This window comes from Paraburkholderia sp. (assembly GCF_004298475.1).
Lineage (GTDB): Bacteria > Pseudomonadota > Gammaproteobacteria > Burkholderiales > Burkholderiaceae > Paraburkholderia > Paraburkholderia denitrificans.
The window spans coordinates 68,644-89,394 of sequence record NZ_SCRP01000022.1; the positions used below are offsets into that span (position 1 = coordinate 68,644).

Consider the following 20,751-nt stretch of genomic DNA (forward strand, 5'->3'; position numbering starts at 1 on the left):
GGTTGATTGTTTTTTGCGCCTCTTTTTCTGCCAAGTGTTTATTGCAAGACACCAAAGAGGTGTCTTGCAGTGTCGATCACGACAATCTTGTCGAAGAAGAGGGCGTTGCCTAACATCGCCGGAAACCCGCTGTCCGGCGACGTATAAATCTCACTAACGTTAAATTTGGCGTTCGCGATTTCGATTGAGCAGGTTGCCGGTTGCCTCCACAGCGTCAGCGGCTTTCCCCACGCCTCGACAATAAGCGTTTCATGATTTTGGCCACGGCAGTGTGTGGCTTGCAATTTTTCCCATTCGTCAGGTGGTAAATACAATTCCATCGGGCTGCTTCCGGTGTCGAATATGGCGTATTGGACCGTCGCGCCCATTTTGAACGGGATGATAATTTTGTCGCGTGCGTTTTGGGAGTCGGATTGGTACGTGGTAAAGGTGGAGTCTTGATTTGAGCGGATGTCGTCGATTATTTTCTCGGAGAGGAAATATATCTTTCTTGCAGGGAAATCGATGGCAACCGGCTGAGACTTGAAAAAATCGAGGCCGAGCGTGCCAAGTGTTGGTTCAGGATTCGTTTCGTTAGCCCTCTTACCAAGAGATCTCATATAGAAGAACGGCATGCATCTCTTGTAAGAATCAGAAAAGGTGAGGCAGAATTCGACTGTATCAGCTTTGGTGTACTTCTCTCCGAGTTGTTCGGCTACGGCAATTTCATAAAGGGGGCTTACGGGGGCGCCCGTGTCTAGCTGAAATTTTACCTCGCGCCCTGAATTTTCCTCCCTTGCTCTTATCATCATTGCTCCATGCTCGACGTTGAGGTCGCCACTTTTAAGTGTTTTCCATTCGAAGTCGATGCTTGGGGCATCGCAGAATAGGGGATTTGGGGCGGACTCTGGTACTGAAAGATTGCTTTTCATGGCTGTGAGCGAGAAATTGGAGTATGTGTTCTCACTGCAAGACACCAAAGAGATGTCTTGCAGTGTCGATCACGATAGTCTTGTTGAGGAAGAGGGCGTTGCCTATTACCGCAGGAAATCCACTATCCGGCGACGTATAAATCTCACTGACGTTGTATTTGGCGTTCGCGATTTCGATAGAGCAGCTCGCCTTTTGCCTCCACAGCGTGAGCGGTTTTTCCCACGCTTCGACAATTAGCGTTTCATGATTTTGGCCAAGGTGGTTTTTGACTTGAAATTCCTTCCATTCGTCAGGCGGCAAATACAATTCCGTCGCACTGCTTCCGGTGTCGAATATGGCATGATGAACCGTTGCGCCAATTTTGAATGGAATAAAAATTTTGTTGCGTATATTTTTATATTCTGACTGATATTCAAGAAAGGATGAGCTTGGATTTGAGCGGATTTCGTCGATTATTTTCTCAGAGAGGAAATATATCTTTTTTGCAGGGAAATCGACCGCAACTTGCTGAGACTTAAAAAAGTCGAGGCCGAGCGTGCCAAGCGTTGGTAAGGGATTTGTTTCGTCAGCCCGCTTGCCAAGAGATCTCATATAGTAGAACGGCATACATCTCTTGTAAGAATCAGAAAAGGTGAGGCAAAACTCGACTGCATCGGCTTTGGTGTACTTCTCTCCGAGTTGTTCGATTACAGCCTTTTCATAAAGCGGGCTTCGGGGGGCACCCGTGTCTAGCTGAAATTTTACCTCACGCCCTGAAATTTCCTCTCTGGCTCTTATCATCAGTGCGCCATGCTCGACGTAGACGCTGCCGCGTTTAAGTGCTTTCCATTCAAAATCGATACTTGGGACATCGCGGAATAGGGGATTTGGGGCTGGCTCTGGTACTGAAAGATTGCTTTTCATGGCTGTGAGCGAGAAATTGGAGTATGCGTTCTCACTGCAAGATACCGAAGAGGTGCCTTGCAGTGTCGATCACGACAATCTTGTTGAGGAGGAGGGCGTTGCCTATTATTGCGGGAAATTTACTATCCGGTGACGTGTAAATCTGACTAACGTTGAATTTGGCGCTTCCGATTTCGATAGGGGGGCTTGCCTGTTGTCTCCACAGCGTGATCGGCTTTTCCCACGCATTAACAATCAGCGTTTCATAATTTTGTCCACGGTGGTTTGTAATTTGAAATTTTTTCCATTCGCTCAACGGTAAATATAATTCCATTGCACTGCTTCCGGTATCGAACATGGCGTATTGAATTGCTGCGCCAATTTTGAACGGGATGAAGATTTTGTTGCGTATATTTTTATATTCTGACTGATATGTCAGACAGGAGTGGTTTGGGTTTGAGCGGATTTCGTCAACTGTTTTCTCGGGAAGAAAATATATCTTTTTCGCAGGGAAATCGATAGCGACCGGCTGAGACGTGAAAAAATCGAGACCGAGCGTGCCAAGCGCTGGTAAAGGATTTTTTTTGTCAGCCCGCATGCCAAGAGATCTCATATAGTAGAACGGCATGTATCTCTTGTAAGAATCAGAAAAGGCGAGACAAAATTCCACTGCATCAGCTTTGGTGTACTTCGCTCCAAGTTGTTCGATTACGGCATTTTCATAAAGGGGGCTTCGGGGGGTGCCGGTGTCTAGCTGGAATTTCACCTCGCGTCCTGACATTTCCTCTCTGGCTCTTATCATCATCGCCCCATGCTTGACGTAGAGGCTTCCCATTTTGCTCGCGCCCCATTCAAAGTCGATGCTTGGGGCATTGGCGAAGATCGATTTTTCGGCAGATTCCGCCGTCGAAAAATCATTCTTTACGGCTGCGAACGTGATATTGAAGCTGGTTATTGAGAGGGTGGCTGATAAAAATAAAATTTTTAATATGGTGTGAATTTCTGAGAGGTTTCTCATTGCGCTGGTTTAATCGGTATAAAGTTAATTGCTTGTTCTTTCTCGGGGAATTTGTTTAGAGGGCATTCGAGCACCTCCGGGCTAAATGATTCAAATCCGCGCATCCATGAGCGCATCTTCGTTGCATCAAACCCAATTTTTCCATTCGATGTAAGTTTTCCGACTATATTAAAATCATCGCTTAGTGCGATGGTGCATTTTGAAATTGACCCGTTAGATCGAATCAGTAATGAGTTTGGTTTAGATGCGTAACAAATATAATTTCCCTGTTGCTTGAGTTCTCGCGGATTAAGCTTGCCATTCCGGTTAAGTCTCGGCTTAAATTTTGTAATGAGTTCCTCGCTATGCAGGTGCTCCAAGGTATCGATTTCGGTGGCGTTCGGCCCACCGAAGTTGGATACGCGTTTGAACAGGACGCAGAATCTATCGTCTGATTCGATCAGTGGAGAGAGTGTTTCAATGAGATTTTCGATTGAGTCGACATTGTGTGGCAATAGATGAAGTCTGAGCAGAATCTTGAATCTCAAGTCGCTTTTTTTAAGTGCGAGAATATTTTCGAATATCCGCTCAAAGGTTCCGCGGCCAGATATGAGTTTTCGCGTTCTGTCGTGGCTCGCAGCGGTTCCATCGAGAGAAATTTGAAATTCGCTTTGTTTGAGGTGAATTAATTCCTGTGCAACGGGCAGCGTCAGATTGAATCCATTCGTGGTGACTTGGCCAGGGAGGAGATTAACGTCGAATTTCTCGCAGATTTCATTTGCGTGGTGAGAGATTTCGAGCATGACGTCGAGGGCAAGGAGTGGCTCGCCTCCGAACCACCCCAAGCGTAAATTTTCAATATCCGCAGCCCGGTTTGTTATCAGATCTTTTATACCTGCAATTATTTCGGGTGTCATTTTTCCTGTGGAAAAATCTTCGTAGCAGTACGTGCATCTGAAGTTGCATTGTTCAGTCGGAAAAATTGTTAATTCCAGGTTTCGATTGGAAAGTGCGGCTTGTATCGATTTTGAGGGGTATGATCTTTCTTCCATCATGTTTTTTGTGCGAAGACTCGCTGCGAATGCCGCGAGTCTTCCGGGAAATTTAGAATGATTAACCGACGGCGCCACAGATTATCTTGTGCAAGTTCCGTTGGCAGGAATCAGATCCCAAAACCTATCCAATCCACCACTCAATCCATCATTGAATCCATTACCAGCATTTCCATAACCCATTCCACTATTCCATCCACCCGGATCCCGCGCCTTCTCATCCTCGTCCTCACCCGTGTAAGGGTTCAATGATGCACCTGACACAAGCTCAAGAAGTAGCGGATCATCGATGACGATCATCCGGCCGTGGCAGTCGAAATTGATCGCGTTAATATCTAATTTCTTTTTCACTTGAGTTTCCTGTAGAAAAATCGGCCGTTTCAAATTTGATTTCGCGTCGGCCGAGATCGCGAAATTGCAAATCTCTTCATCAAAACATCTTTTAGCGGGCTGATGTTTCCGGCTCTGGCGTGGAAAAACACGTAATAATTTTCTGATCTGGTCAAATCTCCAATGTCAATTGGGTCGCCAATTTCCTGCGTGTAATCGAACAGGAATTTTCTTGTGATGCGGCCATTTCCGTTGAAAAACGGATGTATCGAATTGAGGTCTGAGAAAGTCTATGCCACAATCTCGGCGAGTTGGGTTGTCTCAAGGTGCTTTAGTTCTTCAGGGCGTTTGAGATTCTCGAATAACTGCTCGAGTAACGAGTCAATCCTGTGTGGAGCCGCGAACGGCAGATTATTACGTGTTGCGGAGTTACTTCGAAAAATTCCGGCTTGATTGTCGAAATGTTTAAAATACGCTGAGTGTATTGACTGTAAATACTCTTTGCAGAAGCGCGGGTAGAGATTTTTTATCGCTGGATCGAGGATGTGCGCTTCTATCGAGGTTCTTTTGTAATGAATGTACACATCTATCGATGTGTGGCTTGCATCGATCACTCCAGTTGACGGCAGATTTTCAAAATTTCCAGATTCGTTTTTTAGCGTGTAAAAATGGGGTGTGCTCGGGAGTGCTGGAATGATTTTTCCAGTTTTGTTTTTGTGTATTAAATACGTTTCGGCAAAATCTGAGAAATCTGCTTGTTCCGCAATGGTTTTCCCTTCGTTGGGGCGATATATGACAACTGGCATCTCTACGCTGCGAGCATCGACCAAAGCCCCGCTGATATTTTTATTTATAAGCAAATAGAGCCCGGGGCTGGATTCTGGATCTATTTCGTCTATGCTTACTTTATTAAGCTGAAGCCCGAGAGATTCGGCGATGTGAAAATAAAGATCCTCGCGATTACCAGATTTCCCGACAGGGTAGATGGTCAGCAACTCCGCCTCGGAAACGTCTATACCATGCAGGCGGGCGCCCATAGCGATGCAATATATCGGGCTCAGATAGAGTTCTGCCGTAGGTAAGAAAATTCGCTTCATTTTCATCCACAGCCTCCGTTCGGTTTTTGTAGGCTATGGGTTTTGCATGAAAGCATTATGAAAGAATTGTCGGGAATGCTGACAAGCTAGCCGAACTAGCACTTGTGGTCGTCGCATGAGCGCGGTGAACGCCAAACCCAGAAAGCGAACAACACTGAGCGTGGAGCGATGTATGGAGCAGATGGTTACACCGAGGCGATGTTCACCGTGGCGAAGCTGGATGACTTCGTGCCTGCCAACTAGCGAAACCATTTTTCCACCCATTTCCACCCATTTCCCGGTAGTTAAATAAATGGGTGTAAATGGGTGTAGTATCGGTTCATGTTCCGAACCGACACCCTGCAGATCACACCGGAAGTCTTGCGCCTGATTGCCCGGATCGAGGAATTCAAGGGCGCATGGCGTGCCTTGGGCACGCTCGCACCTGACCGGCTATCGGCCTTGCGGCGCGTCGCGACCATCGAGAGCATCGGTTCGTCCACCCGCATCGAGGGCAGCAAGTTGAACGACCGCGACGTCGAGCGCCTGCTATCCAGCCTCGCCATCAAGCAGTTCGAGACGCGCGACGAGCAGGAGGTGGCGGGTTATGCCGAGGTGATGGACTTGATGTTTCAGGCGTGGGAAAACATCCCATTCAACGAGAACCATATCAAGCAGCTCCACCAGATTCTGCTGCAGTACAGCCAGAAGGACGAGCGGCACCGGGGTCACTACAAGACCAGTTCCAACAGCGTCGCGGCCTTCGACGAAAACGGCGTGCAGATCGGCATCGTGTTCGAGACGGCTGCACCGTTCGACACGCCGCGTCTGATGGCGGAACTGGTGCAATGGGTAAGTGACGAGCGCGAGAAGGCGCACCTGCACCCGCTGCTCGTCATCGCTGTTTTCGTGGTTGTGTTCCTGGAAATCCATCCGTTCCAGGACGGCAACGGCCGGCTCAGCCGGGTGCTGACAACCTTGTTGCTGCTTCAGGCAGGCTATGCCTATGTCCCGTATAGCTCGCTGGAAAGCGTGGTCGAGGTGAACAAGGAAGCCTACTACCTCGCACTACGTCAGACGCAGGGCACGATCCGCGCCGATGCACCCAACTGGCAGCCGTGGCTACTGTTCTTTCTGCGTTCGCTGGCGGAGCAGGTACGGCGGCTTGAGAAGAAGGTCGAGCGCGAGAAGATCGTACTGGCCTCACTGCCCGCGCTGTCCTTGCAGATTGTCGAGTTCGCCCGTGAGCATGGCCGCATCACGATGGCCGAGGCGATCAAGCTGACAGGCAGCAATCGCAACACCTTGAAGCAGCACTTCCGCGATCTGATCGAGCGCGGACATCTTGAGCTGCACGGCAGTGGGCGTGGCGTCTGGTATGGACTGAAGTGAGTTACACGCGTGCGAACTTGCGGCCGACTGTCCTGGTGGAAAAAGCCTGATTGGCCATGGGTGCCATCATGGTGGCTATCGCCGGGCTTATCCTGGGCTGGGACGACAAAACCATCGAAGCCTGGCTGGTGAGTCATTCACCCGCCTGGCTCACTGCACTGACCAACCATTTTTGACCCTCTTATCCGGACATCTTCAAAGCGCCTTCCTGCGCGCAAAAATCAAGTCAATTTTCGCAAGCTCGCTACCCTTGCTGTCTGCGCCCCAGTAAACGGATAGCAACCCGGACGCACTTTTCTTCATTTTCGGCGAACCGTTTTGCCTGGTGGATGCCTCCTAGTCTGCGAGGGCCGTCCTCAATCACCGACAAAGGAAAGTGCCATGTTCTATGTCAAGAACGTGCCGAACTGGGAGCGCGTCCTGCGCGTCATCATGGGCCTGATGAGCCTGGGCTTTGCCGTCATGAACCGGGGTGGTTCAAGCCTGGCCATCGGCGCGGGCATCGTGGGCGCGATACTGGCCATGAGCGGCCTGATCGGCTTTTGCCCCATGTGTGCGATGGTGGGGCGCAAACTGGACAAGGGGCACTAAGCCATGGCAACGAGCAGGGTCGAGCGGGACAACTTGATACTGGCTGCCCAGACGGGAGACCCTGCTGCTATCTCACGTCTGCTCGCCGTATGTCAGGCCGACGCCCGGCGTTACGCATACAAGCACTGCCACGCCAGCGATGTCGACGATGCCGTGCAAGAGTCGCTTCTTGTCATTTCGCGTAAGGTGAAGGGTCTCAAGGCAGCCGCTGCGTTCTCGGCCTGGCTGTTCACAGTCATCAAGCGTGAATGCCACAGGCTTCAACGGATGATGTTCCGGCACGACCCATTGCCGGAAGAGGCTGCTGAGGAGTTGCTCGCCCGCCGAAGCGACGACGCGCTACGCGTGGACCTCGCCAACGCCCTGGAATCGTTGCCCGCGCACTACCTGGAAGTCGTGCTGCTACGCGATTTCGAAGAGTTGACGATTGCCGAGATTGCGGAGCGTCTGGGCGAGCCGCAGGGCGCGGTCAAAAGCCGGTTGCATCGCGCGCGGGAGCTGGTGCGCGAATACATGCTGGGCCCAGACCCCGCTCCGCGTGAGGGTGGCAAGAGGTGAACGCGTGAGCAATCCCGATCCGGCTCGACTGACCGCGATTGAAATTCTGTAATCCTATTTTTCTCATCGATGGAGATGACATGCCCTACATCAAAACGCTTGCCCCTGTTGACCATGCATCTGCAGAAGGCAAGCAGAAAGAGATCCTGGACACGGCTCGCAAACAGGTTGGTTTCATCCCCAACATGTATGCCAACATGGCCAATGTTCCGGCGGTTCTCGACACGTATCTGCACGGCTACGGACTGTTCCGGGGGGAGTCCGGCTTTTCCCCGGCTGAGCAGGAGGTTGTGTTTCTGGCCGTGAGCCAGATTAATGGCTGCGCCTATTGCACGGCAGCTCACAGCATGATTGCCGACAAGATGTCGGGAGTGCCCGCTCCGGTCCTGCAGGCCATTCGCAACAGCCAACCTATCCCCGATGCCAGGCTGGCAGCGCTGTTCGGTCTGACTCAAGACATCGTTCGTACGCTCGGCCAACCGGGCGAAGACAAGGTCGCCGCCTTTCTCGATGCCGGCTATAAGGAGCAGGATATGCTCTACATCATCCTGGCCGTCTCCGTTAAGGTTCTGAGCAATTACTCCAATCACGCATTCGGGACCGAAGTCGATTCGAGATTTTCGGCTTACAAGGTGAGTTGACGCCGTCGCCGGAATTGCGGCCTGGTGGCGCGCGATGTGCACGCGATGTGCACGCGATGGGCACGCGTTGAGAACGCATTGATTGCGCGCACTGCGGACATGGGAAAGCGGCCCCGGTGGGGCCGCCGAAAAGTGACAGGCAAAGAAAAAGCCGCTGAACCTTGTGGAACAGCGGCTTTTTTACAACTGGTGGCGAATCAGGGATACGCCAGAGACGACGAAAAGCCAAATGAAATCAGTAGGTTATGGTGGGCGTGGCCCGGGATCGCATTTGGAGTTGTCGCGGGAAATCGCCACCATATTCAGCCCAGACAGTATAACCGCATGTCGCTGCCGGGTGTCCGCGATGCGTTTTCCAGGCGATAACGACGTCGATCGGCGGATACTGCACGAGGCGTTGAGCACCTGTGCTCATCCCTCGATCGATCTATTTCGTCCTCGCGATATGCGTTTCGGCGAGAAAGACCGCCAGGGTCGACGCTGCCCCGACGGCGAGGCGTGCGTGGCGCGGCTGCAGCCCTCGGGCACCCGCGGCTTTACCGTGTCCGGTGCCGTAATGGTTGCGAAGTTCAGAAACCCCTTGGGTGATACTCGCGAGATTGCTCAGCAGCCGCTTGATTGTTTCAGCGGCTTTGGCCTCCTCGGGAATTCCGTCGGGCGTGAGGCGCAGCTCTTTGGCGACCAACTTCACAAGCTCGGGCAGCGCTGCGCCGTTGGCAAAATCCACGCCGCGCTCCGTCAAGATGGTCTTGCAGCACGACTCGACCAGCTCTTTGGCGGTGCCGATCGCCAAGCTGGGATCGCTATCGAGGGCCGCCTCCATACGTGTGATCTGCTGAGATACATATCCTGGATCGGTGGCCGCGAGGGTCTGTTTTGCGGCCGATACCCCAGGCTTTGAGTTCGCGAGCCCAGCCTGCCGTCCCGCATAGACCGGTCGACCGGAAATGCGGGTTCGCTCGGCGAGTTCAAACCCGTCAGCGACCAGCCGTTGATTGAACATTTGGAGTAGGCGCTCACATTCCGTTGGGTCAGGCCTGACAACGGGGTGGAGCATTTCGCAGAGAAAGCGGAGAAATACCTCGTCGTCGCCGTGCAAAAGGTTGAAGCGCTCGTCATAGAAAACCCAATCGGAAGGCCAATCGAAATTGGCGACGCGATGCTTCCAGATGTCGCCGGCGGCATTGGGGTATCGGTGATCCGTTGACGGCATGCTGTTCAAGTCGAACAGTCGAGCAAGAAACTCCTGGTCCTCCAACCGCCCGCTCCATTCCACATTTTCTGAAACGAGCGAGTCGATGATGTCGCGGCGAGTAACTTCGCTTATTTTCATGGCGATCTCGGTGCTATGCACGCGGTTCGTGGGCCCGCTCCGGTTAGGAGTCGTCAACGAGTGCGCGATTGCAGTTTTGCGAGCAGGTAGCCGGAAACGGATCCCGCGATTTCGATAGCGGCTTTGGCCTCAGCATCGCCCACCCGCGGTAGCCATGGGCGCCCGTGCCCGGTCCCTTCCTTATTTCTTAACTTGTTGGCCGCACAGGCCGCAGAGAAGAGGCTGCGCTCCAGGGCGCCAATGGGTGGCTCGCCAGGTTCGGATTGTTGTTCAGGAACCTTCAAACCGAGCGCCATGAAGGCCATGCCGAGCAACGATACGAAGTTCGCGCCTGCGGGGTATGTGCCGCTTATCGTCATCAATACGTGGGCGGCCGTTGCTTCCATGAGGTCTTTGCCAGTTCCCATGAGCAGAGCAGCGTCCTGCGAACCCCGTTGCGCCCGAATTGCGTAGCTTTGGAGCGTCTTGGTCAATTCGGCACCTTTTAACCCGTCGAGCACCTTTGCACCAAACGTACCGTCGTCAGCCAGCCAGAAACCTTCGGCTTCAAAGGCCGCCTTGGCGTTGGCAATCGCCTCATCGCCCACGTAGTTGTCCGAACTCGTGCGAAATCCACCGCACGCGCGCACCTTGACAAGCAGGGCGTGGACAAGCTGTGCACCGGCCTCTTCATTGTCGAGTAATGCTTCGTGCAGAATCGCGCGGACTCTCTTTGCCTTGCCGCCTTGCTGCCCTTGTTGCTTCGGATCAACTGTCCCCAGCCCAACCTTGTTGACCAGAAACCCAATGTCCGAATGAGTGGGCTCCCGGAAATCCCCGCCAGCCTGTTTGGCTTTGGCATCGTCGATCAGTTGGCAAACAACCGCGATTATTCCGTCGTTCAGCGGGAGGAGCATTTTCGTTCTTCGCGTGATTTACCCGCTTCATTTTCTCACTAAAAGGCCATCGGAAATGCGCGTTGCTGTTACAGGATGCGCAGTGCTCGGATCTTGCCGATCTGCGGGGAGCGCTGCCGGATCAAGTCCGTGATGTACTCAGGCAGCAGCGCACGGGGAATGTTGGCTGGGATGCCATCGACCAGTTGCGATGGCACGTTGACGATGTAATCGTCCGGTGCGCTCGCGAGGCTGTGTTCGTAACTGACGCGGTACTCCATGGCTCGTGCTCAGAAAGCTTTGACGGTGGATTTTACAGCGGCCGTCGGCGCTGCCCCTGGTTCAGCTGATCGGCGTTCCCACGCACGCAGCACTTGCCTGACCCGTGTACGCCGCGCCGTCCATTTGCGAGAGCAGTTGGCGCGAGCAGTTCGCGTGCACCCGCCACGTACGCAGCACGACTCCGGAAACCGAGCACCACGCCGAGTCGGTGAGCACCTCCGTCGAGCAGTAGCCCATCGCCGCGAAGTTTGCCGTGTCGTTGTACCCGCCGCCACACGAGTCGGCGACCTTCACCCACACGCCGTACCCGGTGATCGCGTTTCCGGCGATGCCCCCGTCGTACGTTTGCCGGTGCATGAAACGCGCGGTGCAACCGCCGGCCGTGGCGTCCTGGTACGTGTAGTACTCCGTGATCCGCTGCGCGTGCGCGGGGGCGGTGAGCAACGCGAGGCTGGAGAGCAGCGCGACCAGGAGCGGTTTGATGGTCATGGCATTTTCCACGGTGATGTCGTCGTACTCAACATCGCGGAGAACGTCGTGGTCGGCAACACCCGGGGCTGGAATGCCGGACGAGAGGTCTACCGGCAGGCGAGGCGGCACATTTGTGCCATGACACATCTGTGTCGATGTGCCAACGAGCCAATGTGCGCGGACGCCGGCCCCCGCAAGCAAATCGCCCGGCGGGCGGCCGGGCGGTGTGGTGGATCGGGCAAGTCCGTCAGTGGATCGTCTTGCGCAGTTCCTCGAGCTGCTGCCGGGTTCGCGGATCCAGGTCACTCGACAGCAAGGCGGCCAGGATCTTGTTCGTGTCGTCCTGCCGCTCGACCTGGAGCATCTGGATGCGCGACATCTCGGCCAGCAGCCGGATCGTTTCGCGCCCGGTTTCCTCTTGCGTCATCGTCGCCACGCGGCTTTGCCAACTGTCGGCACCGGTCGCGTCGGCCCATCGGCTGTACACGTCGTACCGCAACAGCTCCCATTCCGACGGCACGGTGGGGAACGGCTGACCAGGGAAGAGCTGAGCATACTTTGCCTTCGTCGCCGGATCGTTCCACGTCTGGCCGACCGTCTCGCCGTTGACCGCCTGTTGCGCCAGAGCCGGGTTCGCAAACCGGATCGAGGCGATGTTGCTCAGCGCGTCGGCTGCGGCCGACAGGCGCGCGCGGAACACGTTCACTTCGGCGAAATACTCGGCGGCCTGGGGCGTTGCTGCGGCCGACGGCGGCGGATCTTGCGGCGGGATCGGCGACACGACGTTCCGGATCACGGCCTTTGCTGCATCCTGTTGCGCACCAGAAGCCAGCGTCACGTTCGACGGTGTCGACGCGTCCTTCGTCGGCGGTGTGGTGAGCGTGCCGAGCGCGATGTCGGCGCCCGGCAGTTGCCCGACGGCAGAGCAGCCAGGCCGCTTGTTCGTCACGTCCTGGGCGGAACAGTAGTTCGCTCGGTTCAGCACTTCGGCTTTCTCGGTGAACCCGTTTTGGTTCTCCGTCATTTTCGCCATGATGTTCGCGTCGATCGACAGCTTCGACGCCTGGGTCGCGGCCGAGCCGGCACCGCGCCCACCGGCGGCCGTGGCCTCTTCGCAGCCGCCGACGTCGTCTGCCCGAGCGATCCGACGCTGGGCGACGATCGTTTCCGCGCGCCGACGCCGGTCGGTGGTGTCGTTCATCGCCCAGTTCTGGTCGGCCGTCGCGTTCGCATGGGCGAGCTTATCGTTCATCGATGCGACGGTTTCGACCAGGCCGTTGCCGCCGGTGGTCGTGCCCATGAGGTAGGCCAGAATCGATTGCAGCTCGCCGATGATTCCGCTCAGGCCGGAGCCGGTGGCCGCGAAGCCGTTGACGAGCGTGGCGTTGACACCCGGATCCCACACCGTTTCGGCATGCGCGGGCGCGGCGATGCTTACCGCACCAGCGGCAAGCAGGGCGGCCAAGGTCGCGCGGGCGGGAAAACGAAAGCGTTGGTTCATGGTCGATTCTCCGGGTTAGAACAGCGAGCGGATGGTGTTCCACCCGGATGTGACGGGCGCCGACGTACCGGTCTGCGCGCCGCTGGTCGCAGCACCGACCACGCTCGTGGTGCTGCTGGAGCCCACGATCGACGACATGCCTGGGATGGTGTTGGTGACGTTGTTGACCTGGGTCGTAACCTGTTGCGCCGTTGCGTTGATGCCGCTGGTTGCGCTGGCGATTTCGCTGCGGGCGGCGGTGCAGGCTTTCTGGATCGACGACGACACCACACCGCCGATGATCTGATCCATCGTCGGTAAGCGGAAGCCGCTGTTGATCGTCGGCCAGACGGACGACACGCAGCCGAAGGCACCGCTGCTGGCGGACGTAACCGGCGACTGCTGCAAGTCGTGCAGCGGCGCGGTGGCGTCTGATGCGTCTTTGGCGATGGCCGCGGCCTGCCCGGCCTTGATGTTCGCTTCTACCTGCGGGTTGCACGCGCGGGCTGCGAACGCCGGGGCGCTGGACAGGGCCGACACCGCAAGAACCAGGGTGAGAGTCGGTTTGATCATGTCGCGCCCCTCAGTGCTGGTCCGGGTCGTTACGACCGGTCTCGTCGACCACGACCATCGAGCGGCCGGCCGAGTCGGTCACGGACACCACCGGCATCGAGGCCGGCGGGATCCATTCACCGGGCGAGCGCAGGAAGATCGCCACGCCGTCCAGGTATCGATGCCGAAGCTGAAACGACCACAGGGCGTACCGGAACCAGAGCGCGCCAGCAATCGACACGGCGAAGAGGCCGCTCAGAACCAGGGGGATGGACGCCGCGCCGCGCTGGACGACGGTGCAAGCGAGCAGGGTGAAAAGGAAGATGAACGCGACGGCGGACACCCAGGCGGAGCGGGCGAACGACGCATGCCGTGCTGCCAGATCCGCCTCGTTCAACCCGACCGCGTGGTACTTCGCTGCGAACGCCGCACGATCCGGCGGATCGGAGAGCTTCGACCACTGCGAGCGGGGTGCAGGCGTGAAGATTTGCTGAGCAGCGCCGCGGATATGCCCGATGGTTTCGCGATGCTGCCGCTCATCGACGAGGGCGCCCGCGTCGTTGCGCAGCACCTTCGCGGCTTTGATGCCCCAAGTTTTCAGTCCCATGCCGAACTCCGTCAATGATGCCCAGGAAGGAGGGCTTAATTGACGTTACGGCGAGGGACGGGGGCGAGCAATGCGAGAGATGGGAGGGGCGACGGGCGGTCTATCGAAACCGGATTGATTGGAGGTCGAGGTTCGCGCTTCCGTCAGCTTGTCTCAACGAGGTTATTCACAGCTTGTGTGGATAACTTCGTTGATAAATTGTTCTTTCTGATGCATCTTCGGATATTTGTGCAATAAATGTTGCGTGCCTCGTTGGATCGCGTATTCTTACGATTGGCGTGTTTCCTCACCATGCAACAAAAACTAGTTGCGCAGGGCTCGACCTTATTCGTCGCGGCGTCATTGCCAAGGCATTGTTCTTCGCCAGCGTTTCAGCTGGCAACAAGGGGTTTGCTTAACGTTAATTTCTGAATTGAATTGAGGTGTCGTGTGAAAAAAGGGTCTGATAGTTGGTGTAGTTCAATTTTCCACAACGGTGGTTACGTCTCGGGCGGGGCGGCTCGCAATGTCCGGATAGCGGCGCGTGGCGGTATGGATGTCATTGTGACGCGGGTTGCCGAGCGCGCTGCGCGTCAGGCATTGGAGGAAGCGGATGCGGCAGCTGCACCCGCGAATGATGCCAAGGTCATTCCAATGCGCAAACGTAAAGCGTCGTAGCTGTTGAAGAGCAAGGGGCCTCGGGCTCCTTGCCTTTGCAAACGATGCCATTGATACGACCCGTTTCGAACTTCCCGTCACTCAGCATCTCTTTCCGACTGGCTCTGCTTATCCTCCCGGCCCAGCGCCGCCTGGAACGCTTCCAGGTCTTCCGCCAGGGTGGGCTTACGCTCCGTGTCAGGACGTTCCGTCACCTGGGCGACGCGCTCGCGTGTGGCCGGCTCCTCTGACGGCTGCGATTCGTCCTCCGCCGTCCCATCGTCCTCTGGCTCCTCGTTCCGAACGTCCGCCTCACGCTCAGCCGGAGCCGCGTCGTCTCGAGCATGCACTTCGGCTGCGCTACCCTCAGCACCCTTCGCCGCCCGTCGCGCTTCGCTCAAGCTGCCTTCGTCGCCCGCGGTGCCTTTGACCGGCTTGTCTTTCGTGTCGCTGTTCTTGCCGACCGGATCCTTGATGTCCGGTTCCCGCGGCCCGATGGTGATGCCAGGGTCACGCTCCGGCTTCGGACCGCCGCCTTTGCCCTTGCCGTTCGGATCCTTACCGAGTGCTTTGCCCAACCCACCGCCGGCAGCGCCGGCCACTTTGGTCGTGTGCGAGAACGCCCCCACCATTTTGTTGTGCGCGGTTCCGTCCATCTCTTTGACCGCTGAACCGAGCTGGCCCGCGCCGTTGCCGATCCACGTCAGGATCTGGTCCGGGATGACGTGGATGAGCGAGAAGGTTTTGCGGATGATCAGAACCATGACGGTTACGAACATCACGCAGCCGGCCAGGGTGATGAACAGGCCGGCGAAGTGCCCGCTGGTGACGCTCATGTGGAACGCGATGGCGAACGTGCCCATCACGAACCCGCCCGCCAAGGGCAGGATTTCGATGGCCATGCAAAGGCCGAGCACCATCAGCGCTGGGCGCACGGTCAGCGACAGGATGAGCGAATAGCCGGAGGCCGCTTTCCCCGTTTCTTCGCCACTGGGATGCAAGTGCATGCACATCCAGATGGGCGCGGCGATCACCGCTTCAGCCAGCGTCACGACCCACGAAAAGACGGCGGTGTACCACATCAGCGTCGGGATCATCGGCAGGTAGACCGCGAGCATGGCACCACCGCCGACTAGCACGGAGAACATCAGCGTGAACGGGCCGGAGATGATCGTGTAGACGAGCTGCATGACGTCGCTCACGCGCGGGATCACGCCGAGCACCGACACGGAGGACGCGGCGGTGAACGCGGCTTCGCCCCACCACATCATCGAGTGGCCGAGTTCGACCACGGCGAGCAGCGGGTTCGCGTTCACCTGGCCGCCACCGCTGAGCGTCGAGTCGACGACCGACTTGCCGGTCGCAAACCAGGCGACGATACGGTCCGCGCCGCTACCACCGTCCGCGTTGTTCTGCGCTAAGCCCGTGGCGTCGCGCCGGGCCGCGTCGGCCAGGATGTCGTTCGCCTTGTTCAGGTTGACGTCGATGTCGTCGACGAAGAGCGACAGCGCGGCGCGGCTCGTGCTCGACATGCCGTCCGACGCAGGGATCGCGCTGATTGCTGCCGCGATGTCGGATTGCGCGCTGACGATCTTGACGTAGTACAAGCCGGCGTAGGCCCACCCATCGGCACGCATGGCATTGATGTAATCCGCATCGATCTGTTGCGCAGCCGCGGCTTTGCCGATCGTCGCAATCGCCTGGGCGTACGCGTTCACGCCGACGTCAATGGCTGTTGCGGCCTGCTGCGCCGAAACCCGGCTGTTCGGATCGACGATCTGTTTCGCCAGGGCGTCCATCGCCGTCTGCAACGCGGGCAGAGCGGTCTGATGCGCTTTCTCGACGACCGTCGTGACGTTTTGCACGTTGACGAGCTGTTCCTGCGTTTGGCCCGTCGGCTCGATGCCGCTTTTCGACGGCGGCGCCGAGAGCGTCAGCGTGACGGAGCCACAAGCGGCTTGCAGGCCGAGGCGGTCGCTGGTTTCGCCGTAGGTGTAGCCGGTTTGCACCTGGCCCGATGACGACGTGTTCGAGAATGGCGTCGGCCCGAACGTCATCGACCCGAACATCCGAGCGCCCATCCCGCCGGAGGCCCGGTCCTTGGCGATCGCCTGGTTGGCCGATTCGGCGCAGACGTTCGCCAGCAGCAGGCTGGTCGCCAGTTTGCGCACGTTCGCCGTCATGTCGACGCCCGTGTAGACCTGGCCGTCGGAGCCCAGCGGGTTGGAGGCGAACTGCGACCACACCGTATCGGCCAAGCCGATGCCCTGGATCGCCAGCCAGACGACGATCGCCTGGGCTGCGCAGAAGCCTTTCATGGTGGGCAGGATCGCGGCGGTGCCGACGCTCGTGCGAACCGGGATCCACATCGACGACCATTTCTTGCCCAGCAGCTCGCCGTCGTGCGCTGTAGCCATCGTACCTGCGAGGATCGTGTACGCCGCGAAAATACCGCCCAGGAAGAGCACGCCACTGTTGAACGCGCCGAGCACGCCGCTCAACGGGCTTGAGCTTCCGTCAACGACCGGGCCGAACAGAGGCTTCACGAAGAGCTTCATCGACATGTCGCCAGGCACCGGCGAGAACAGGTCGGCCGCGTGCGCAGGCACTGCGGCGAGAAGCAGCAGTATCGACACCATGCCGAGCAGCGCGATCAGCGACGGCGTGCGGGTGCGGTGCAGCGAGAGGTGGGGAAGCGTGATCATGGCCGAGGCTCCGGGCGTGAGGAGGCCGATGCGGATCGGCTTTTCTCAAGCTAGCGGAGCGAGGGCTGTGAGCAATGGGCAGGCGGGAATGGCCGACGGGCGGTCTACTGCGAAGAGCAGTGTCAATGTTCGTCGGCTTTTGATGCCGAAATCTTCGGGCTCGCATCAATCAGAACGATGTCCTTGCAATCGGTCAGTTTCAGCCGCTTCAGGATGTCCATCACACGTTGGAGTTCCGCGTCGGAAAAATGCATGATCACTTTGATCGACTTTTGGGAGTCGCTGGCCTTCTCGTAGATTTTGACCTGATGCTGGAGGTTTTTTTCCAAAGATGTGTTCTTGGCGAGCTTGAACTCTACGAGGTTCGAGTTTTTTTTGCCCTTCGAGATCTTGAAATCCACCGGACCACGTCCGTTGTTGACTTCTGCGTTCAGATCGAGATCTCCCGAGTTTGCGAACCACGTGAGCCGAAACATTACATGCAAGTCGACCTCCCGCTGCACCGGCTGCCCGTTTACGTAAAACAGACGCTGGCCGCCCTGGTCCTCAATGACATGTTTCAGATACATCACACGCTTCATGCTCTGCTCATACGAGGAGTCGTAGCTGTAGAACTCGGAGCCTGCCAGATGTTGATTGACCAGAGCGCGAATGTTCTCGACGAATTGCAGGTGCGTTTCCTGTACCTTGGCGTCCGCAGATCGATGGGCTTCGGAACCGTGCTCTTCTTTCCAGCGGATGTAGTAATCCAGTAGGTCGTGGAATTGCTCGATGGTTCTCATCGCCGCGGCACGCTTTTCCTTCTCCTTCGTTCGCTTGTTGATTTGCTGGTAAAAATGTTCGCTGACCTGTGTTCGCAGAGCGTCATCTGGCAGAGATACGCAGACGTCGTGGAAACGGTTGAGAAGGTCGGTCTGGTTGATCCACGCTTCATCGCGCGTCAGGATTTCCTTCGGTGTCAGGATCACGTAGTCTCCGTTGGCAACCGGTAATTCGAAATAGCCGGTTTGCCAGCGCTGGGCCTCATAGTCGAAGCGAACGCGCTCGACCCGACAACGAGCTCGTTGCTCTGGCCGAACATGCTCAAGCGCAAAGGTCTGCGTGTACTCAAGCAGATAGCCCTTGATTAGATTCGTGGTGAAGTCGCTGAGGTGGTCGCGCCCGACGCCGCCGCTGAGCAGGCCCAATTTCTCCAGGTGACTTCCGTGCGAGATCGTCTCGTTGCCGAAGTCTTTGAATACCGCGGTCAAATTACGGGCGAGAGCCCGCGCGAAGTCAGGCCCTAGCCCGGTTCCAACGTTGCCGGTTTTGCTGAAGCCGAGCCAGTTTTGCTTGACTTCCTTGAATAACAGCCACTGCGAGATTGCGCCTGGTGTCAGCTCACCTGCTACCGCGCGGTCACGTAGGAAGCACAGGTATGTAATGATCCCGTCGTGCAACTCCCGATAGACCGGCTTCTGGCTATCGTACAGCAGGAATGGATCGACGAATAATGGTAGGTCGTTGACCAGCGCGACGTTGAATGCGCCGTACTCTTCGAAGGTCTGAGGGGGCACACCGAATACGTCGGAAAAGTAGATATTCAGCCCCGTGTCTCTTCCAGCCATACGTGCCCCTTGATGTTTTGATTTGCATCATACTCGACGTTGCGTAAGGCCCTAAACGACCAGGTTGATTGGCCTTCTTCTCAAATTCACTTCGCCTCGAACCATTTCGTGTTCCGTGCCTTCGATCCTGAACCGGGAGGGAACGCTTCGCGCGATGCAACGAGGCCAGAGGCGCGTGCGCCCAAATCGGTTTTGGGCTTTGCTGCGTCGGCAGCCTACCGCTCGTGCGGTATCCACCCACGTCGGTAACGAACGGTGTTAGTGGCAAAAATATATAACTCAGAATCACCGATCAGGATATTGCTAAAGCCTCGGAGGTACGGGAAGGTACGTGCGTCGGATGGCGGTACCTCCCGCCGCATCAATGACACCGCGACTTGGAGCCAGGCTATGACGACCAAAAAACTGATCCCTCTCGACGACATCCTGGCCTGGTTCGACAACGGCGACGTTGTGTACAACGACCGCGATTTCCTCGACGCGATGCAAGCGCATTTCCCCAGCACGGATCCGCGCGTGATCGACGTCGTTGCCTACACTGCGAACCAGGACGGCCAGGGCACGGTCGACGGAATCTACCGACACCTCGAAAACGGCTTCATCAACGACGCGGCCTTCCTGATCGATTTCGAACAGCATTACCCGGCGACCGACGGCGATTGCGCCGAGTGGGAAAACACCACGCTGATCGCGTTGCCCGACAGCGAGCATGGCTTCATCTGGGCGTTCGACTCGGACGAACGCATGTGGGATCGCATAGCGGCATACCGTCGTCAGCAGGAAGGACAACGGCTGCGCGAGGTCGCGGACGCTGTGATCGCCGAGGTCGGCGGACACGACGAGCGTCAAGCCCGCACCCGGCTGTAACGCCACCTCACACCATCGCGCTGGCCGTGCCCACCTTTTTCTCCAGGTGGGTTGCTCGGTACGAGGGACACGTCGTTCCTCGCTCACCGAGGAGCCCACCATGGCGTACTACAGCAGCTCGAAGGATCTTCGCAAACACATCGCCGGCCTTGTCAAAGAAGGCTGGACGTTCGAGAAGGGCGGCAAGCACGGCAAGCTTATAGCGCCGAACGGTAGAAAGATGGCGGTGCCCGTATCGCCGAGCAGCGCGAGCACGCTGGTCAATCAGGTGCATCAGGCTCGACGCATCGCCGCCATGCCGGCGGGCCCACAGCGCAAGCGGAAGGCATGTTGATGCGATTTTGATCGTCATCGTAACGCCGCGTGTTATTGGCAAAAAGTTTTTTATTCGGATTGCTTGATTTCATATTGCCAAGCCGAGAACGGTACGAGAGAGTCAAACCATAGGCCACACCCATCTCCAGGCCGCACCGCCCAACCACCCACCGAGGACCGACCATGACCAACCTTCAGACCCGCGACATTCGCGACACTGTGTTGAACAGCGTGCACCTGCACTTCATCGATGAGCGCGCGGTGGATCTCGATCCGTTCGACCGCACGTATTACCTGAATCTGCTGTTGCAGATCGACGGCGTAGAGTTCGGCGTCTCGTACGTCCGCCGCTTCGACGGAGCGGTCGTGCCGGCGCACGCCCGACCGGGCCACGACGAAGCCGGCCTGGCCGGCGCACGGCAAGCGCTCATCGACGCGTATAGCGACGACGGCGAGCGCTTCGCTTACGACCTGGAGCGTCGGTGCTTGCACGTCGCTCAAGCCGCTGCCGCTGCGCACGACGCGACGTGGGCCGAGGCCGCGTAACGATCGCCGCCGCTTTCTTGCTCTACCGTGCCCGCCTGACGGCG

Annotated in this window: 22 protein-coding genes; 7 read left to right on the forward strand and 15 right to left on the reverse strand. The window is 57.1% G+C overall.

From position 1 onward, the window contains the following. Positions 1-38: 38 nt before the first annotated feature. The 6 genes from EPN59_RS11515 to EPN59_RS11540 all read right to left on the reverse strand — a co-directional run bounded on the left by EPN59_RS11515 (position 39) and on the right by EPN59_RS11540 (position 5,276). A complete protein-coding gene (locus EPN59_RS11515) occupies positions 39-911 on the reverse strand; it encodes a hypothetical protein (RefSeq protein WP_293037868.1) in 873 nt (290 codons plus the stop codon). Between the two features lie 31 nt (positions 912-942). After that, positions 943-1,815, reverse strand: a complete 873-nt coding sequence (locus EPN59_RS11520; RefSeq protein WP_293046072.1) for a hypothetical protein — start codon at positions 1,813-1,815, stop codon at positions 943-945. Positions 1,816-1,846: 31 nt separating this feature from the next. After that, positions 1,847-2,812: a hypothetical protein gene (locus EPN59_RS11525; protein ID WP_293035847.1), complete on the reverse strand. Its 966-nt coding sequence runs from the start codon at positions 2,810-2,812 to the stop codon at positions 1,847-1,849. Next, positions 2,809-3,846 (reverse strand): radical SAM protein, encoded by a 1,038-nt coding sequence (locus tag EPN59_RS11530; protein WP_293035845.1) that lies wholly within the window; start codon positions 3,844-3,846, stop codon positions 2,809-2,811. The genes EPN59_RS11525 and EPN59_RS11530 overlap by 4 nt, the downstream gene beginning before the upstream one ends. Before the next feature lie 78 nt (positions 3,847-3,924). Next, positions 3,925-4,194, reverse strand: a complete 270-nt coding sequence (locus EPN59_RS11535; RefSeq protein ID WP_293035843.1) for a hypothetical protein — start codon at positions 4,192-4,194, stop codon at positions 3,925-3,927. 269 nt (positions 4,195-4,463) lie between these two features. After that, positions 4,464-5,276, reverse strand: coding sequence for a hypothetical protein (locus tag EPN59_RS11540; protein WP_293035840.1), 813 nt, complete (start codon positions 5,274-5,276; stop codon positions 4,464-4,466). A 315-nt stretch (positions 5,277-5,591) separates the two neighbouring features. Between EPN59_RS11540 and EPN59_RS11545 the strand changes: the two genes are divergently transcribed. The 4 genes from EPN59_RS11545 (at position 5,592) to EPN59_RS11560 (ending at position 8,431) form a co-directional block, all read left to right on the forward strand. After that, entirely contained in the window at positions 5,592-6,641 is a 1,050-nt protein-coding gene (locus EPN59_RS11545; protein WP_293035837.1) for a Fic family protein, read from the forward strand. A gap of 381 nt (positions 6,642-7,022) precedes the next feature. After that, the gene (locus tag EPN59_RS11550) at positions 7,023-7,232 is read left to right on the forward strand and encodes a DUF2892 domain-containing protein (RefSeq protein ID WP_293035834.1); all 210 of its coding nucleotides are present in this window, start codon (positions 7,023-7,025) and stop codon (positions 7,230-7,232) included. A gap of 3 nt (positions 7,233-7,235) precedes the next feature. Further along, a complete protein-coding gene (locus EPN59_RS11555) occupies positions 7,236-7,790 on the forward strand; it encodes a sigma-70 family RNA polymerase sigma factor (protein ID WP_293035830.1) in 555 nt (184 codons plus the stop codon). A gap of 80 nt (positions 7,791-7,870) precedes the next feature. Then, positions 7,871-8,431, forward strand: a complete 561-nt coding sequence (locus EPN59_RS11560) for a carboxymuconolactone decarboxylase family protein (RefSeq protein WP_293035828.1) — start codon at positions 7,871-7,873, stop codon at positions 8,429-8,431. A gap of 427 nt (positions 8,432-8,858) precedes the next feature. Here the strand turns inward: EPN59_RS11560 and EPN59_RS11565 are convergent, their stop codons facing one another. From EPN59_RS11565 to EPN59_RS11605, 9 genes are all read right to left on the reverse strand, one after another. Next, entirely contained in the window at positions 8,859-9,764 is a 906-nt protein-coding gene (locus EPN59_RS11565) for an abortive infection family protein (RefSeq protein WP_293035826.1), read from the reverse strand. A 53-nt stretch (positions 9,765-9,817) separates the two neighbouring features. Further along, positions 9,818-10,660 carry an abortive infection family protein gene (locus EPN59_RS11570; RefSeq protein ID WP_293035823.1) on the reverse strand — a complete coding sequence of 281 codons (843 nt, stop codon included), beginning with the start codon at positions 10,658-10,660 and terminating at the stop codon, positions 9,818-9,820. 68 nt (positions 10,661-10,728) lie between these two features. Then, the gene (locus tag EPN59_RS11575; RefSeq protein ID WP_293035820.1) at positions 10,729-10,920 is read right to left on the reverse strand and encodes a hypothetical protein; all 192 of its coding nucleotides are present in this window, start codon (positions 10,918-10,920) and stop codon (positions 10,729-10,731) included. Positions 10,921-10,981: 61 nt separating this feature from the next. Next, positions 10,982-11,410 carry a hypothetical protein gene (locus EPN59_RS11580; RefSeq protein ID WP_293035817.1) on the reverse strand — a complete coding sequence of 143 codons (429 nt, stop codon included), beginning with the start codon at positions 11,408-11,410 and terminating at the stop codon, positions 10,982-10,984. A gap of 229 nt (positions 11,411-11,639) precedes the next feature. Next, positions 11,640-12,893 (reverse strand): hypothetical protein, encoded by a 1,254-nt coding sequence (locus EPN59_RS11585; RefSeq protein WP_293035814.1) that lies wholly within the window; start codon positions 12,891-12,893, stop codon positions 11,640-11,642. Between the two features lie 15 nt (positions 12,894-12,908). Further along, a complete protein-coding gene (locus tag EPN59_RS11590) occupies positions 12,909-13,445 on the reverse strand; it encodes a hypothetical protein (protein ID WP_293035812.1) in 537 nt (178 codons plus the stop codon). A gap of 10 nt (positions 13,446-13,455) precedes the next feature. Continuing rightward, on the reverse strand, positions 13,456-14,031 hold the full coding sequence (locus tag EPN59_RS11595) for a hypothetical protein (RefSeq protein WP_293035810.1): 576 nt from the start codon (positions 14,029-14,031) through the stop codon (positions 13,456-13,458). A 734-nt stretch (positions 14,032-14,765) separates the two neighbouring features. Next, positions 14,766-17,372, reverse strand: a complete 2,607-nt coding sequence (locus EPN59_RS11600) for a DotA/TraY family protein (RefSeq protein WP_293035808.1) — start codon at positions 17,370-17,372, stop codon at positions 14,766-14,768. Positions 17,373-17,494: 122 nt separating this feature from the next. Beyond that, on the reverse strand, positions 17,495-18,979 hold the full coding sequence (locus tag EPN59_RS11605) for a hypothetical protein (RefSeq protein WP_293035807.1): 1,485 nt from the start codon (positions 18,977-18,979) through the stop codon (positions 17,495-17,497). A gap of 390 nt (positions 18,980-19,369) precedes the next feature. Between EPN59_RS11605 and EPN59_RS11610 the strand changes: the two genes are divergently transcribed. From EPN59_RS11610 to EPN59_RS11620, 3 genes are all read left to right on the forward strand, one after another. Further along, the gene (locus EPN59_RS11610) at positions 19,370-19,846 is read left to right on the forward strand and encodes a hypothetical protein (protein ID WP_293035805.1); all 477 of its coding nucleotides are present in this window, start codon (positions 19,370-19,372) and stop codon (positions 19,844-19,846) included. Positions 19,847-19,946: 100 nt separating this feature from the next. After that, positions 19,947-20,180 (forward strand): hypothetical protein, encoded by a 234-nt coding sequence (locus EPN59_RS11615; protein ID WP_293035803.1) that lies wholly within the window; start codon positions 19,947-19,949, stop codon positions 20,178-20,180. Positions 20,181-20,344: 164 nt separating this feature from the next. Continuing rightward, on the forward strand, positions 20,345-20,707 hold the full coding sequence (locus tag EPN59_RS11620; protein ID WP_293035801.1) for a hypothetical protein: 363 nt from the start codon (positions 20,345-20,347) through the stop codon (positions 20,705-20,707). Positions 20,708-20,751: the final 44 nt, after the last annotated feature.